The 14,950-nt window shown below is 71.7% G+C and carries 14 protein-coding genes; 5 read left to right on the top strand and 9 right to left on the bottom strand.

Features of this window, described 5'->3' with window-relative positions:
* Positions 1 to 58: 58 nt before the first annotated feature.
* Positions 59 to 1,240, bottom strand: coding sequence for a nucleotide disphospho-sugar-binding domain-containing protein (locus tag Dfulv_RS18515; protein WP_259865181.1), 1,182 nt, complete (start codon positions 1,238 to 1,240; stop codon positions 59 to 61).
* Positions 1,241 to 1,250: 10 nt separating this feature from the next.
* A complete protein-coding gene (locus Dfulv_RS18520; protein WP_259865184.1) occupies positions 1,251 to 2,420 on the bottom strand; it encodes a nucleotide disphospho-sugar-binding domain-containing protein in 1,170 nt (389 codons plus the stop codon).
* Positions 2,421 to 2,592: 172 nt separating this feature from the next.
* Here Dfulv_RS18520 and Dfulv_RS18525 point away from each other — a divergent pair, with 172 nt between their 5' ends.
* Positions 2,593 to 3,204: a PadR family transcriptional regulator gene (locus Dfulv_RS18525; protein ID WP_259865189.1), complete on the top strand. Its 612-nt coding sequence runs from the start codon at positions 2,593 to 2,595 to the stop codon at positions 3,202 to 3,204.
* Between the two features lie 149 nt (positions 3,205 to 3,353).
* The gene (locus Dfulv_RS18530; RefSeq protein ID WP_259865191.1) at positions 3,354 to 4,865 is read left to right on the top strand and encodes a peptide MFS transporter; all 1,512 of its coding nucleotides are present in this window, start codon (positions 3,354 to 3,356) and stop codon (positions 4,863 to 4,865) included.
* Between the two features lie 36 nt (positions 4,866 to 4,901).
* On the opposite strand, the gene Dfulv_RS18535 is transcribed toward Dfulv_RS18530, so the two are convergent.
* Positions 4,902 to 5,720, bottom strand: coding sequence for a DUF4097 family beta strand repeat-containing protein (locus Dfulv_RS18535; protein ID WP_259865192.1), 819 nt, complete (start codon positions 5,718 to 5,720; stop codon positions 4,902 to 4,904).
* Between the two features lie 104 nt (positions 5,721 to 5,824).
* On the opposite strand from Dfulv_RS18535, the gene Dfulv_RS18540 reads away from it, so the two are divergent.
* Positions 5,825 to 6,727, top strand: coding sequence for a DeoR/GlpR family DNA-binding transcription regulator (locus tag Dfulv_RS18540; RefSeq protein WP_259865195.1), 903 nt, complete (start codon positions 5,825 to 5,827; stop codon positions 6,725 to 6,727).
* Complete coding sequence (locus tag Dfulv_RS18545) at positions 6,724 to 7,029, top strand: DUF4406 domain-containing protein (RefSeq protein ID WP_259865199.1); 306 nt, start codon at positions 6,724 to 6,726, stop codon at positions 7,027 to 7,029. Before Dfulv_RS18540 ends, Dfulv_RS18545 begins: the two co-directional genes overlap by 4 nt.
* Positions 7,030 to 7,049: 20 nt before the next feature.
* Here the strand turns inward: Dfulv_RS18545 and Dfulv_RS18550 are convergent, their stop codons facing one another.
* The 3 genes from Dfulv_RS18550 to Dfulv_RS18560 form a co-directional block, all read right to left on the bottom strand.
* Positions 7,050 to 8,333 (bottom strand): HNH endonuclease signature motif containing protein, encoded by a 1,284-nt coding sequence (locus Dfulv_RS18550; protein ID WP_259865201.1) that lies wholly within the window; start codon positions 8,331 to 8,333, stop codon positions 7,050 to 7,052.
* Positions 8,334 to 8,407: 74 nt separating this feature from the next.
* Positions 8,408 to 9,388: an AraC-like ligand-binding domain-containing protein gene (locus Dfulv_RS18555; RefSeq protein ID WP_259865204.1), complete on the bottom strand. Its 981-nt coding sequence runs from the start codon at positions 9,386 to 9,388 to the stop codon at positions 8,408 to 8,410.
* Between the two features lie 315 nt (positions 9,389 to 9,703).
* Positions 9,704 to 11,290, bottom strand: coding sequence for a DHA2 family efflux MFS transporter permease subunit (locus Dfulv_RS18560; RefSeq protein WP_259865205.1), 1,587 nt, complete (start codon positions 11,288 to 11,290; stop codon positions 9,704 to 9,706).
* Between the two features lie 337 nt (positions 11,291 to 11,627).
* Between Dfulv_RS18560 and Dfulv_RS18565 the strand changes: the two genes are divergently transcribed.
* Positions 11,628 to 11,975, top strand: coding sequence for a Fur family transcriptional regulator (locus Dfulv_RS18565; protein WP_259867747.1), 348 nt, complete (start codon positions 11,628 to 11,630; stop codon positions 11,973 to 11,975).
* A 15-nt stretch (positions 11,976 to 11,990) separates the two neighbouring features.
* On the opposite strand, the gene Dfulv_RS18570 is transcribed toward Dfulv_RS18565, so the two are convergent.
* The 3 genes from Dfulv_RS18570 to Dfulv_RS18580 form a co-directional block, all read right to left on the bottom strand.
* Positions 11,991 to 12,578 carry a TMEM165/GDT1 family protein gene (locus tag Dfulv_RS18570; protein ID WP_259865207.1) on the bottom strand — a complete coding sequence of 196 codons (588 nt, stop codon included), beginning with the start codon at positions 12,576 to 12,578 and terminating at the stop codon, positions 11,991 to 11,993.
* Between the two features lie 271 nt (positions 12,579 to 12,849).
* Complete coding sequence (gene serS, locus Dfulv_RS18575) at positions 12,850 to 14,142, bottom strand: serine--tRNA ligase (RefSeq protein ID WP_259865210.1); 1,293 nt, start codon at positions 14,140 to 14,142, stop codon at positions 12,850 to 12,852.
* 18 nt (positions 14,143 to 14,160) lie between these two features.
* Positions 14,161 to 14,862, bottom strand: a complete 702-nt coding sequence (locus tag Dfulv_RS18580; protein WP_259865211.1) for a TetR/AcrR family transcriptional regulator — start codon at positions 14,860 to 14,862, stop codon at positions 14,161 to 14,163.
* Positions 14,863 to 14,950 lie beyond the last annotated feature (88 nt).

Below are 14,950 nucleotides of genomic sequence, written 5' to 3' on the forward strand. Positions count from 1 at the left end.
TCGTGGCAGTCGGGTCGTGACGGTCGGGTCGTGGCAGTCAGGTCGTGGCGGTCGCGGTTCAGCACCGGGCGGTGCCGCGGGCGAGCTCCTCCAACAGCGTCACCGTCGCCGCGGGCGACGGCAGTGCCTCGATCTCCGCCCGCAGCCGCAGCGCCGAGCCGCGGAACGCGGGGTCGTGCAGAACCGTCCGCAGCACGCCGGCGAGCGCGTCCGTGTCGTCCTGCCCGGCCCGGTCGGTGACGCTGCGGCCGGCGCCGGCCTCGGTGAGCCGGCGGCCGAAGTCGAAGCCGTTGCCCCATTGCGGCAGGACCACCTGCGGAACACCCAGCGCCGCGGCGGTGAGGCCGGTGCCCGTCCCGCCGTGGTGCACGATGAGGTCGCACCGCTCCAGGAACAGGTTCAGCGGCAACGCCTCGACCAGCCGGAAGTGCTCCGGCACCGCGCCGAGCAGCTCCCGGTTGGCGGCGCTGAGCGTGACGACGACCTCAACGCCGTCCAGCGCCGCGACCGCGTCCAGCGCGGCCCGCAGCGGCCGCGGTCCGCTCCACGCCAGGATGCTGCCGAACGAGACACAGACCAGCGGGGCACCGTCGCGGTGCAGCGCCCAGTCCGGCAGGACGCCGGCCTGGTTGTAGGGCACGTACCGGACACGGTGCCCCGGCGGCGCATCCTCTGCCTGCAGGCTCGGCGGGCAGGGGTCGAGCACCGCCGCCGCAGCGGGCAGGCGCGGCAGTCCCAGCCGCTTGCGCAGCGGCTCCAGCAGAAGCTGCGCCTGCTCCTCGAACGGCCCGAGCAGCGGGGCGACACCGCAGTGGTAGAGGACGGCGGGCACGCCGGCAGCGGCGCCGAACGCCCAGCCCAGCAGCGACATGCTGTCGGTGATGACGAGGTCCGGGCGCCACGAGGCGGACAGCGCGAGGTACGCGTCGACCAACTGCCCGGCCTCGGGCGCGAAGGCGGCGGCACACTGCCGCCACAACTCCCGGCCGGCCTCGGTGTCGCGCCGGCCGAGTGCCTCGGCCGGAAACAGCTCACGCGGCATGTACGGGGCACCGCTCTCGATCATGTTGACCGGCTCGCCGACCGTCGCGATGTTCAGGCCCGCGGCACGGCTCACGCCGGCGAGGTCCGGCGCGCCCACGACGAGCACCTCGTGCCCGGCGGCACGCAACGCCCAGCACAGCGGCACCATCTCGGTCAGGTGCGTGGTCAGGTGCAGCGGGGTGACAATGACTCTCATCGGATGCCTCTCATCGCCGCCGCTGCACCGCCGCCGGCACCTGCCGGGCGAGGTCCTCGACGAGGGACACCACGTCGTTGGCCGCCGGGGCGTCCGCGATCTCGGCCTGCAGCCGCTGCGCCTCCATCCGGAACGTGTGCTCGTGCAGCAGCCGCTCGGCCGCCGCGCGCAGGGCCGCGACGTCGTGCTGGGCCGCACCGGCCGGCACCGTGATACCCGCGCCGGTGGCGGCGAGCCGCGCGCCGTACTCCACCTGGTCGGGCCAGTGCGGCAGCACCAGTTGGGGAATGCCGGCGGCGGCCGCGGTGAGGCCGGTGGCCGGATCGCCGAAGCCGACGGACACCGCGCAGGTCTGCAGCACGACGTTCAGCGGGGTGGACTCGGCGAGGCGGAACCGGTCGGGCAGCTCACCGACCGCGGCGTGGTCGGCCGGGCGCATGACGGCGACGAGATCGACGCCGTCGAGGCCGGCCAACGCCTCGACCGCGCGGCGCGCCACGTCGGCGTTGCCGGGACGGCGCAGCGCGTCACCGGCCGCCATGCAGATCCTGGGCTTGGCCGGCCGCTCGCCCGCCCAGTCCGGAACAGTTCCCGCGCCGTCGAACGGCACGAACCGGATCGCCCGCCCCGGCTGGACGTCCGGATCGCGCAGGCTCGGCGGGCACGGATCGACGACCATGTCGGGGTCCGGCAGGCCGTGGAGGCCGATGTGCCCGCACAGCCCGGCCAACTGCTGACGGCCGTATTCGTCGTAGACGCCCGAGGCCGGCTCGACGGCCGCCCGGTGCGCGACGGCCGGCAGGCCCAGCGCGGCGGCGACGACCCTGCCGGTGAAGACGGTCTGGTCGAACAGGACCACGTCCGCTCCCCACCCCTCGGCGAGGCCGATGTGCTCGGCGGCGGTCCGCTCGGCGTGCTCGACGTTCGGCCGCGCGTGCAGCCGCTGGCAGTCGGCCGCGTCCAGGGTGCCGGGCGGGGCGGCGGGGAAGGGGTGGGCGGCGTCGGCGCCGGCGCTCTCACCGATCACCACCGCGTTGAGCCCGGCGCCCCTGATCGTCTCCACCAGGTCGGGCACACACGCGACGAGCAGCTCGTGGCCGGTCGCGCGCAGTGCCCAGCAGAACGGCACCATCGCCGTCAGACGGGTCGTATGCAACGGTGCGATCGTCAAGATCTTCACACAGCCTCCGCTCTCCCGACCGTTGATCCCGTGAGCCTCGCCCAGCGCCGTGGACCCGCGCTCGAACCCGGCTCGAGCGGCCGCGCCGTGGCAGGCCCGGCGATATGACGCGTTACGATCTACGTGTGGGGTCATACTCGGCGGGCACGGCGACCCGACCGGGAGCCGTTCGGTGAGCAGCTTGTTCGCCCGCGGCGAGCTCCGGCTGCTCCTGCTCACCCTGCTCGAGGAGCGCCCGCGCCACGGCTACGACATCATCCAGGTGCTCCGCGAGCGGTTCGACGGTGTGTACCTGCCGTCCCCGGGCACGATTTATCCGCGTCTGCGCCAGCTCGAGGCCGACGGGATGGTCGGGCAGCGCGAGCGCGGCGGCCGCCGCGTCTACCAGCTCACCGCCCGAGGCCGTGAGGAACTGGCCGCGCGGGGCGACGAGGTCGAGCAGCTACGCGGCCGGCTGGACGCGCTCGCCGCCGGCCACCAAGGCGCCGACGGGCAGGCCCGCACCCACATCCGCGAGGTCTCCTCCGACCTGCGCCGGGCCGCCGACGCGCTGGGCATGACCGAACCGCCCGCCGAGCGCCCCGACTTCGCCTTCCAGCCCGACTGGCCGGCCGCCACCGAGTTCGACGGCCCGGGCGGCATGATCGAGGCCCAGCTGCATGTGCTCACGACGAAGGTGCGCGCCAGCCTCGCCCGGCATCCGGTGACGGCCGAGCAGACCGGCGCCTGCGCCGCGATCCTCCACGAGACGTACCTGCGGCTGATCAAGGTCCTGGAGCCCTGACAGCGCCGAGCGGGGCTCGGCAGTGCGTCTTCGAGCGGGGCTCAACAGCGCGTCGAGGGCGGCCCGACCGGGATCGCGGAGCCTGATGGGCACCCAGCGCCGAGCCTGACCACGCTGCGGCCGTGATCCACGCCGGAGGGCACGCTGCCATGACGACCCCACCGCCTCCCGCCATCGTCCAGCCCTCACCGGCGCCGCCCCCACGGCAGCCGGAGCGGATCGTCCCCCGCGCGCCCTGGTTCCGCGTCCTGCTCGCCACCGAGATGGCCGAACGGTTTGGCTTCTTCGGCCTGCAGGCGACCCTTGTGCTGTACCTCGCCGCGTCCGCGCAGGACGGCGGTCTCGGCCTGCGCACCGTGGACGCGGCCGCGCTGACCGGCACCTGGATCTCGCTGACGTACATGCTCGGCGGGCCGGGCGGCTGGCTGGCCGACCGGGTGCTGGGCATCCGGCCCACCATGATGCTGGGTGGGCTGGTGAGCATGGCCGGCCACTTCGCGCTGGCGGTGCCGGCACCCGCGGCGAGCGCCACCGGGCTGGTGCTGGTGTCGGTCGGGGCGGGACTGTACCGCCCCAACCACCAGGCCATGGCGAACCTGCTCTTCGGTGACAGCGCCCGCCGTGAGTCCGGCATCTCGCTGCTGTACGTCGGGGTGCAGTTCAGCGCGCTGATCGCGCCGCTGGTCGTCGGCTTCGTCGGAGACCGGGTGAACTGGCACGCCGGGTTCCTGTGCGGCGGCGTGGTGATGCTCGCCGGCCTTGTTCAACTGGCCCTGGCCCGGGGGACCTTCCTCGGCGTCGGCGACCGGCCCGGTCGGCCACTGGGCCCGGCGGGCCGGCGCCGGCTGCGGCGCTACGGCGTGCTGCTGGGGGCCGCGCTGACGGCCCTGACCGGGGCGATCGTCGCCGTCATGCCGCCGGTCGGCATCGTCGGGCTGCTCGGCATGTGTACGCTCGTCGCGCCGGCGGTGGCCTTCGTCCTGCTGTACCGCAACCGTCGCCTCCGCCCGGTGGACCGTCGCCGGCTGAGCGCCTTCGGCTGGGTCATCCTCGCCTGGACACTGTTCTTCACGATGATCGCCCAGGGCGGCTCGGTGATGCTGCTCTTCGCGCAGGACTCGACCGACCGCGACATCGCCGGCTTCGAGGTGCCGGCCGGCTGGTTCCTGTCGGTCTCGCCGCTGTTCGTCCTGATCATGGCGCCGGTCTTCGCCTGGCTGCTGCCCCGCCTCGGCGAGGGCGTGCGGGTGGTGCCACGCAAGTTCGCCATGGCGCTCCTGCTCTGCGGCGGCAGCTTCCTGGTGATGGCGGTGGCCGCGTGGCTCGGCGCCGGCGGTGGCCGCGTCTCACCGCTGTGGCTGGTCGCGGCCTACCTGTTGCTGTCCTGCTCCGAGGTGGTGGTGATCGCCGTGGGTACCGCGGCCGCCTCTGACGTGCTGCCACGGGCCTTCATCGCGCAGACCATCGGTGTGCTGGGCCTGTTCGCGGCGTTCGGCGGCGGTGTCGGCAGCCAGATCGTGTGGCTGGCGGACGCGGTGCCGGCCGCCGCGTACTACCTCGGTTACGGCCTCGTGGTCTGCGGGGTCGGCGTGCTCATCGCCCTGATCCGCCGCCGGATCGTCCGCGGCCTCACCGCCGCGGACGCCGAACCGGCGGGCTGAGCAACCGGCGGGCTGAGCAACCGGCGGGCTGAGCGCTCAGCCCGCCGGTTCGGCCCGCAGCAGCGCGATGTCCCCGGACGAGCACTGCACCCACACCTGCCGCAGGGCCGCGCCGAAGGTCGCCTCGACCGCCCCGCCGGGCTCGCCGCCGGCCAGCTGCGAGAACCCGGCCAGCTGCGAGAACGTGGTGTGCACCCGGCCCCCGGCGCTCTCCAGCCGCACCACCGTGTCGGCCAGGTCCGGCAGGCGCAGCCGCACCGCCCCGCTCGCCGCGGCAAGCTGCACATGAGCGCCCTCCTGCGGCTGCGCGTCCACGTCGAGCGAGCCGGAGGTGGTACGCAGCCGCATCGAACCCGTAGCCTCCACGACCGTGGTGTCGGCGGCGGAGGTCACCACGTTGAGCGGGCCATCGGCCCGCAGCACCTCGACCCGGCCGTTGTGCGCGACCACCTCGGCCGGCCCGGCGAGGTCGACCAGCAGCACCCGGCCCTCGCCGGAGAACACGGTGACCGTCCCGGCGACCCGCTCGACCGTGATGTCGCCGTCGGCGGTGCGCACGTCGACGTCGCGGATGCGCGGCACACTGAGCGTCAGCCGCGCCCGCAGGTCGGCGCGGCCGTAGAGGGACCGGGCCTCCGCATCGGTCGCCGCGCGCGGCGCGTGGGAGATCTCCAGGGTGCCGTCGTCATGCCGGGTGACGTGCAACGGCAGCCCACCGACCTCGGCGACGTCGAGCGTGGGCCGGTCGGCGTCGCCGCCGGTGACGGTGACCCCGCCGTGCATCAGGAACACCTTCAGCCGGTCCGCGTCCGGCAGCTCGACCCGCCCGACGGAGCTGATGGCGAGCGTTTCCACGGCGGACCCTCCGTCCCTCGGCGCACGGACGTCCATCTTGCCACCACGGGACGCCGCCGGGCGGTCACCGGGCGGTCACCGGGTCGCGGAGTGAAGCCTCGGGAGTGGAAGCCTCGGCTCGTTCAGCCTGCCCACGGACTCGACTTCGTCGGCCTGGCCGCGACCGTCGCCGCGTTCGACGTCGACGTGAGCCTGATCCGGCTCACCTCACCCTCCGCCTGGTCCGTGGCAGCGGCCGGCTCTCCCTCGGTGAGCTGGCGGAACGGCTCGGCGTCTCGGAGATGACCGTCCGTCGCGACCTTGACCAGCTGCAGGAGCAGGGCCTCGTCCGCCGCGTTCGCGGCGGCGCCGTCGCCCTCGACGTGCCCGCCGACCAAGCCGGCTTCACCGTCCGCGAGCGCTGGCAGGCCGCCACGAAGGCGCAACTCGGCCGAGCCGCGGCGGCGCTCATCGAGCCCGGCACCACGGTGCTGCTCGACGCCGGGACCACCACGGCCGAGCTCGCCGGCCACCTCACCGCCCGCGCACCGCTCACGGTCGCCGTGCTCAGCCTTCAGGCGGCGGTGCGTCTCGCCGACCAACCGGGCATCAAACTGCTGATCATCGGCGGCGAGTCCCGCGCCAGCGAGCGCAGCCTCGTCGGCCCGCTCGCCCTGAACGCACTCGACCAGCTGCGGTTCGACACGTTCGTCATGTCGATCGGCGCCGCCCACCACGAGCTCGGCTGGTCCGAGTTCGACCTGGACGACGCGGCCGTCAAACGGGCCGCGCTGCGCCGGGCGGGCCGCACGATCGTCGTCGCCGACTCCACCAAGCTGGGCGTGCAGGCGTTCGCACGGGTGGCCCCCCTGGACGCGGTGGACACGCTGGTCACGAACGCGGTCCTGCCCTCGGATCTCTCCGGACCTCAGGACGGCGCCGCCGCCGACACGCTTGCAGCGCTGCGGGACGCCGGCGTCGAGATCGTCACCCCGCACACCGTTTCAGGTTCAGGAGACTCGCGATGATGATTCTTGTTGCCGGCCCGTACCGCTCCGGCACCGGCGACGACCCGGCCAAGCTCCAGGCCAACGTCGACACGATGAACGACGTGGCCGTCCACCTCTTCCGGCGTGGGCACCTGCCGGTCACCGGCGAGGCACTCGCCCTGCCCCTGATCGAGCCGATCTCCGTCCGCCTGCTCGGCCGCTGCGACGCGGTCCTGCGGGTCGGCGGCTCCTCGGCCGGCGCCGACGAGATGGTCCGTCAGGCGCGGGCCGAGGGCAAGCCCGTGTACACGGCGCTGGACCAGATCCCGGTTCCTGAGTGACGATCTGGTGCCCGCCGTCCCTACGTCCGCCGGTGGAACGTGTTGCGGCGTACCGTGCGGGCCGGGTCGAGGTAGGCCGGTGCGGTGAATTCCGGCAGCCCGTCGACCGGGTTGAGCCGCACCACCCACTCGCCGAAGTGGATCAGCTTGTGGTGGGCGTGGCAGAGCATCACGCCGTTGTCGACGGTTGTCGCTCCGCCGTGGGCCCAGTGCCGGATGTGGTGGCCGTCGCACCACTTCGGTGGCCGGTCGCAGCCGGGGAACGCGCACCCGTGGTCGCGCAGGATGAGGGCGCGGCGGACGGCGCCGGTGAACAGGCGCCGGCTCTGGCCGAGGTCGAGGACCTGGGACGGCCCGCCGAGGACGGCGGGAACGATCTGCGCGTCGCAGGCGATCCGCCGGGCCTCGCCGGGGCTCAGCTCTGTGCCGTCGTCCAGGCGGGCCGCCGGGAGGCCGGTGCCGTCGTCGCGCAGCGTCTGCAGCGGGATGGTGACCGTGACCTGGGGGCGGTCGCCGCCGTGGTCGGGCAGCTCGCCGCAGGCCAGCGCGATCCGGATCAGGTCGACCAGCGCGTCGGCGCGCAACTGCCGGGCGGTGGGCAGGGGGAGCGGGTGGCCGTCGTCCGTGGAGCAGCGGTCCCGGCGGGGTGAGCACAGCGCGTCGATCGCCTCGCGGATCAGGGCGGCGTCCGGGCGGGACAGGACGGCGGTGATCCGGGTCTGCTGGGTGCCGGGCACGTCGCGGATGTGGACCGCCCGGGCGCGGTGGGCGGCCTCTGCGGCCTTCTCGAGGTGGTCACGCTCGCGCCGCTGGTGCTCCTCCGGATCGACTTCCTCGAGCAGGCTGCCGGCGCGGACGCGCAGGCCGTGCCGGTCGGACTGGGCGGCCTCGTCGAGGAGCAGCCGCTCGCCGTCGCGGCGGTGAGCGGCGGGCAGGTCGGCGACGGCCTCGGCGATCGCGGCGGCCTGCTCGGTGTTGATGGTGCCGTCGGCGAGGGCTTCGGTGGTGGCGGCGAGCTCCGGCCGGTCGAGGGCGGCGGCGAGGTTGAGCAGTCTGTGCGCGGAGCCGGTGGAGATCCGGTGGCGGGTGCGCAGCCACTGGGCGGAGGTCTGGCCGTGGCGTTTCGGCAGTGCCCGGCCGTCGAGCTCGCGCACGATCGCGAGCTGGGCGGCGGTTGCCCGCTGGATGAGCGCGTGGACGGCGGCGTCGCGGGCCAGCAGGTCCTCGTCGGACCAGGCCCACGGGCCGGACGCGGGGCCCTTGCCGAGGGCCGCGTCGATCACCGCCAATACGTCGTCATCCACGCCCGGCAACCTACGCCCCGGGTATGACACCAACCCGGAGGTCGTCACCGTCCCAACACGTACAGCAACCTCGGCTACGCGTCGAAGGCGGCGTTGCGGAACTCCCGCGGGGACATCCCGAAGGCCGCTTTGAACGCTCGGCTGAAGTACGTGTTGTGCACGATGCCGTGCCGCCGGGCGACGGCGTAGATCGGGACGTCGTGCAGGGTCGGGTCGAGCAGGTCCCGGCGGCAGCGCTCGAGGCGGCGGACCTTGATCTCCTCGCTCACCGACCGGCCGCCCTCGAAGAGCCGGTGCAGTTCACGGACGGCGATGCTGTGCGCGTCGGCGATCGCCTGCGGGGTGAGCTCGGCGTCGTCGAGATGCACGTCGATGAAGGCGTCGATCTTGTCCCGCAGCGCGCGCCGCTTGACCTCGCCCGGCAGGGTGCCGGTCTCGCCCAGGTACTGGCCGATCGTCACCGCGACCAGGTCGACGATCCGGCGGGCGAGGAATCCCGCGTCGACGTCCCGGAACTGCTCCGGGTGCCGGGTGATGTGCAGCAGGTCGTTGGCCAGCAGCGCGCCCATGCCCTTGTCGGACGCGAGGCGGGCGGCGGTGAGGCGCGCGACCTTGTTCGGCGGCAACGGCAGCAGGTCGCGCGGGATGATCACGGTGACCGAGTGGGCGAGGAGCCCGGGCCGGTCGGGGGCGTGTTTCGCCTCGTGCGGCCGGGACGAGTCGATCAGCGTGAAGTCCGCGGCGGGGCGCAGTACCGTCTCGTGGCGCTGCTGCGTGATGGCGCTCTCACCGGTGACCGGCAGCGCCAGCTGGTACGTTTCCGGGTCGCCCCGGCGGATGAGCCGGCTGGTGCGCCGGGTGCCCAGCGACGGGTACCGGAACGACGTGAGCTGCAGCCGCCCCAGCGGGATCAGCTGCGCCCAGCCGGCGAAGTCGTCGGCGTGGGCGCTGGAGACCTGCTGCGGGGCCGTGTTCTGGGAGACGAGTTCCTGCCAGTAGTCGAATCGTTCCGCGGCGGGCAGCGTCGACAGGTCCATGGTGTGTGTCGTGAGCACCGCAGCGGTTCACCTCTGCCCTTGCACGTGCGAAAAGCCTGGCATCGAGAGTCAACAGCCTGGCGCGGATAGTCAACAACCCTTCCAAAGGTCCGAGCAGACTGTCATCCGGTTTAAACGATCACAACCAAAATGATCACGGCCAAATGATCACGGCCAAACGATCACGGTCCGGACAGGCGAGGCAGCACGGGGGTGCCTTGCCGTCGAGCCGGGCGCCGGGAGCCAGAAGCCGGGCGCCGGAAGCCGGGCAGGGCCGCACACAGACAGCTGCCCGGGGCGAACCGCCCCGGGCAGCTGTTTCATGAAGTCCGGCTAGTGGATGATGGCCGGGGCCGCCGGGCGCTCGCCCTCGGGCTGGTCGTCCAGGAGATGCGAGACCTCCCTCTTCTTGGGCAGGAACGCGATCGGGATGAACGTCGCCAGGACCAGCGCGAAGCCCACCCAGAAGGTCGTGGCGAACGAGTCGGCCACGAAGTCCAGGCCCTTGCGGATGAGCTCCGGCGGGATGCCGGGCGGCAGCATCTCCGGGTGCGTCTGCGAGGCGATCGCGAGGGCCGCCTCGGTGACCGGCTTGCCGTCGGGGCCGGCCGGCGCGCCCGGGACCGGCGCCGACTCGTTGAGCCGGCTGGTGAGGATGACCGACATCACCGCGCCGCCGACCGAGCCGCCGATCTGCTGGACGATGTTCGTCAGAGTGGAGCCGCGGGCGACCTCGTGGTTGGTCAGGGTCCGCAGCGCCGAGGTCATCATCGGCATCATCGTGCCGCCCATGCCGAGGCCCATCACGAACAGCGACCCGCACAGCAGCCAGTACGACGTGTCGGCCCCGACCTGCGTGAACGTGAAGAACCCGGCCGCGATGAGCGCCATCGCGAACGGCACCGTGCGCCCGACCGGGATCTTGTCGGCGAGCATGCCCGCGATCGGCATGGTCAGCATCGCGCCGATGCCCTGCGGGGCCATGAGCAGGCCGGCGTGCAGGGTCGACTCGCCGCGCACCTGCAGGAAGTAGCTCGGGAACAGCAGGCCGGCGCCCATGAACGCGATGATGAACACGAACAGCGAGATCGTCGCGATGGTCAGGTTGCGGTTGCGGAACAGCCGCAGGTCGAGCAGTGGGTGCTGGGGCTTGAACGAGTAGAGGACGAACCCGATGACCAGGGCCGCGCCGACCACCATCGGCAGCCAGACCTTCGTCGCGGTGATCGTCGCGGCCTCGGGCAGCGACGACACGCCGTAAAGGAACAAGGCGAGACCCGGCGAGAGCATCAGCATGCCGATGAAGTCGAACGACTCGGACGGCGCGGGGTTGTCCTTCGGCAGCGCGAGCCACGCGTACACGAGGGCGACCGCGCCGATCGGCAGGTTGATCAGGAAGATCCAGTGCCAGCTCGCCACGTCGATGAGCCAGCCGCCGAGGATCGGGCCGCCGATGGGGCCGAGCAGCATCGGGATGCCCAGGACGGCCATGAGACGGCCGATGCGCTCCGGTCCGGCGGCACGAGTCATGATCGTCATGCCGAGCGGCATGAGCATGCCGCCGCCGAGGCCCTGCAGCACGCGGTACCCGATGAGCTGGCTGATCGAGTCGGCCGTGGCGCACAGCCCGGAGCCGGCCGTGAAGAGCACGAGCGCCATCATGTACAGCCGTTTGGTGCCGAACCGTTCCGCGGCCCAGCCGCTGAGCGGGATCACCGTTGCCAGGGCGAGGGTGTAGCCGGTCATCGTCCAGGCGACCCGCGCGTATGACGCGTCGAACTCGTTCTGGAACTTCGGCAATGCGACACTGACCACGGTCACGTCGAGAATCGACATGATCGCGCCGAGCACGACCACACCCGCGATCTTCAATACCGTTGCATCAAGTTTGCTGGCAGCCGCCACCGGCTGATTCGCCACGAGTTCCCCCCACACTGAGGCACTGATCGATCGACGCCACCGAACCTGGCGTCACATGCAACGTCGCTGGTCGACGCTGCTGCAGCCGAACCCTCCACACACTACGCGGCCCAAGTTTCGGGCCGCCGCCGAGTTCCGGATGGCCGCGGAGGTGGAGACGATAGCAACACGGCACAGCGGGACGCACAGGATTTTTCGGAAGTTGTACCGGCTGTGCCACGCGACGGCGGAAGACCGGATTTTGTGAGGCTACGCTAAGCTTTTTCGAGTGAACGACGAGGCGCACGACGTCGAACCGCACCCGGTCCGGCGCAATACGAAGCAGCGCGACGCCGTGATGACGCTGCTCAGCGACGTCGACGGTTTTCACAGCGCGCAGGAGTTGCACGTCATGCTCCGCGAGCGCGGCGCCAACGTCGGCCTCACGACCGTCTATCGCACGCTCCAGCTGCTCGCCGAGACCAATGAGATCGACATCATGCAGGTCCCGGGCAGTGACACTCGTTACCGTCGCTGCAGCGGCCGCCACCACCACCATCTCGTCTGCCGCAGCTGCGGCCGCACGGTCGAGGTCCTCGGCCCGGCGGTGGAGCGCTGGGCGGACCGCGTCGGTGAAGAGCACGGCTTCACCGACGTCAGTCACACGCTGGAGATCTTCGGCACCTGCGGCCGCTGCTCAAGGTAGCGACATCGCGGGCTGCTACAGGAGCTCCCGCAGCGCCTCCACCAGCAGCCACACGCCGAACAGGACGAACAGCAGCGCCGCGCCGTACTTGATGGTCCGCTCCGGCAGGTGCTTGCCGAGCATGCGGCCGACCAGGATGGCCAGCGCGTCGGCGGCGACCATGCCGACCGTCGAGCCGATCCAGGTACCGAACCATCCGTGCTGGGTGGCGAGGGTGATGGTAGCGAGCATCGTCTTGTCACCGAGCTCGGCGAGGAAGAACGCGCCGCCGACGGCGAGGATCGCCGAGCCCGTGCTGCGTTCGGCCTTCTGCTTCTCGTCGTCGGTGAGGCGGTCGCCGCGCAGGGTCCAGGCGCCGAACGCGAAGAACGCGAGCGCCGCGATCAGTGAGATCCAGCCGGTCGGCAGGGCGGCGCCGAGGCCGTAGCCGACGCCGACGGACACCAGGTGGACCACGGCGGTGGCGATGGTGATGCCGATGAGGACCGGCATCGGACGGAAGCGGGTGGCGAACGTCAACGCCATCAGCTGCGACTTGTCGCCCAGCTCGGCGACGAAGATGACGGCGAAGCTGATGACCAGCGCCGCGAGGAAACCGCTCAAGGTGTTGCCCTTCCCGGTGACGACCGGGAGGGAGTGTCGGGGGACGACCTCGACCCGGCCGTCAGCACATGTCTGCTGTCAGCTGAGCCGAAAGTCTCGTCCGCCGTGATCATGAGGAACGATCACGGCCGCATGGCCGGGAGCCAGGGCTCCAGTATGTCGACCACGCTGTTGAGGACTACTCCCCTTCGCGCGATCAAGCGTACCAGAGGGCAGGTGTACGACGGCCGGTCGGGGCTCCAGCCCCGGCCGGCCTGTTCGGATGTCGTTTTTACTTTCGCTTGGGCTGCTTCGTGATCCGGTCGGTGCCGACGCGGTCGCGCAGCACCTCGGGCACCAGGACCGAGCCGTCCGCCTGCTGGTACTGCTCCAGGATCGCCGGGAAGATCCGGCTGGTGGCCAGGGCCGAGCCGTTGAGTGTGTGGACGAAGCGGTTGTTCTTCGAGCCGGGCACCCGGTAGCGGATGCCGGCGCGGCGGGCCTGGTAGTCGCCGGCCCACGACACCGACGACACCTCCTTGTACTTCTGGGTGCTCGGCATCCACACCTCGATGTCGATCGTCTTGCGCATCGAGGCGCTGGCGTCGCCGGCGGCCAGCAGCGAGCGGCGGAAGTGCAGGCCGAGCGCGTCGACGAGGCCCTCGGCGTAGTCGACCATCTCCTCGAGGGTCTTCTCGCCGTCCTCCGCGGTGGTGAACTGGAAGATCTCAACCTTGTTGAACTGGTGACCGCGGACCGTGCCGCGCTCGTCGGAGTGCGAGCCGGCCTTCTCGCTGCGGTAGCAGGGGGTGTACGCGTACGCCTTGTGCGGCAGGTCCCCGGTCTCGAAGATCTCGTTCTGGTAGGCGCCGAGGATCGCCGTCTCCGACGTCGGCAGCAGGAACTGGCCGCGCTCGCCCTCGCCGACGGCGAGGTGGAACACGTCGTCGTAGAACTTCGGGAACTGCCCGGCCGCGTAACCGGCCGAGTCGAGCAGCAGGTGCGGGGGCAGCATGAACTGGTAGCCGGCGGCGAAGTGCCGGTCGATGAACCAGTTGACGAGTGCCCACTCCAGGCGTGCGCCCCAGCCGGTGTAGATCCAGAAGCCGGAGCCGCCGAGCTTCACGCCGCGCTCGAAGTCGACGAGGCCCAGCTCGGTGGCGAGCTGCACGTGGTCGCGCACATCGTCGATCTTCGGTGCCTCGCCGAAGACCTTGACGACCTGGTTGGCCTCCTTGCCGCCGGCCACCACGTCGTCGGCGGGCAGGTTGGGCAGCTCGCTCATCGCCGTCTGCAGCTGCTCCTGCACGCCGGCGAGCCGGTCCTCGAGCTCCTGGAGAGCCGCCTTCGCGTCACGTGCCGCCGGCTCGACCGCCTGGCCGGCCTGCTTGGCCGCGGCGAACGCGCGGGCCTCCTCCTTGCGCCGCTGCCGCTCCGCGTCGATCTCGCCGATGAGCTCGCGGCGCTGCCGGTCGAGGTCGGCGATCGAACTCAGCGCACGGGACACCTCGGACGGGTCGAGCCTCTTGGACAGGGCGGCCTCCACCGAGGCCCGGTCCTTGCGAATCAACTCGATGTCGAGCATGCTTCCGCGCACCTTTGACTAGGGTTCGTTGGGTCTTCCAGATGCTACTCGTTGCCGCGACGCCATTTCCGCGACCGCGCCCATGAGCAGGTCGACGCCGAACTGGTAGTAGCGGTCGACGTCCGGCTGACGGGTGTAGGCCGACGCGAGCTCCACGAGCATCGGGAACCTGTCGTTGGGCAGGGTCGACAGGTGCAGCCGGCGCTGGCGCAGCCACTCGGCGGCCTGCTCCTGCGGCACCGCGGGCGGGCAGCCGGGCTGGCCGGAGACCAGGCCGATCGTGCCGTGCAGCAGGTAGGTGGCGACCCAGTAGGCCTCCTCGAGGGTGAACCCGGCGGCGTGCAGCAGCGCCAGCGTGTCGTTGGTGGCGCGGGTGAAGCTCTCCACCGAGTTCTTGTCCACCAGGTGCAGCAGCTCGGGCAGACACGGGTGCTTCCGCATCGCGTCGAGCAGTGCGGTGACCATGGCGCGCAGCTGCACCGGCCACGGGTCGTCCGCGTCGCGGTCGGCGCGGACCCCGGCCAGCACGTGGTCGGTGATGCCGAACAGCAGCTCGTCCTTGTTCTTGAAGTGCCAGTAGAGCGCCATCGGCGTGACGCCGAGCTCCTGGGCGAGCCGGCGGATGGTGACCGCCTCGAGCCCTTCTTCGTCGCCGAGCCGCAGGGCCCGTTCCGCGACGGTGGCCCGGCTCAGTCGTTCCGCGGATTTTCCGGAGGGCACTGCTCTTCCAGAGGGCTCTGCTCTCTCACTCGGCACTTGACAACCATACACCGTACAGGTAGTCCTATACAACGTACATGTACGCCGT

Source organism: Dactylosporangium fulvum (assembly GCF_025137375.1).
Taxonomy (GTDB): domain Bacteria; phylum Actinomycetota; class Actinomycetes; order Mycobacteriales; family Micromonosporaceae; genus Dactylosporangium; species Dactylosporangium fulvum.

Bases quoted from the DNA above. Each gene is read 5' to 3' on its own strand.
- Dfulv_RS18545 (WP_259865199.1), top strand. From the start codon at position 6,724: ATGATGATTCTTGTTGCCGGCCCGTACCGCTCCGGCACCGGCGACGAC.
- serS (WP_259865210.1), bottom strand. From the start codon at position 14,142: ATGCTCGACATCGAGTTGATTCGCAAGGACCGGGCCTCGGTGGAGGCC.
- Dfulv_RS18530 (WP_259865191.1), top strand. From the start codon at position 3,354: ATGACGACCCCACCGCCTCCCGCCATCGTCCAGCCCTCACCGGCGCCG.
- Dfulv_RS18565 (WP_259867747.1), top strand. From the start codon at position 11,628: ATGACGCTGCTCAGCGACGTCGACGGTTTTCACAGCGCGCAGGAGTTG.
- Dfulv_RS18515 (WP_259865181.1), bottom strand. From the start codon at position 1,240: ATGAGAGTCATTGTCACCCCGCTGCACCTGACCACGCACCTGACCGAG.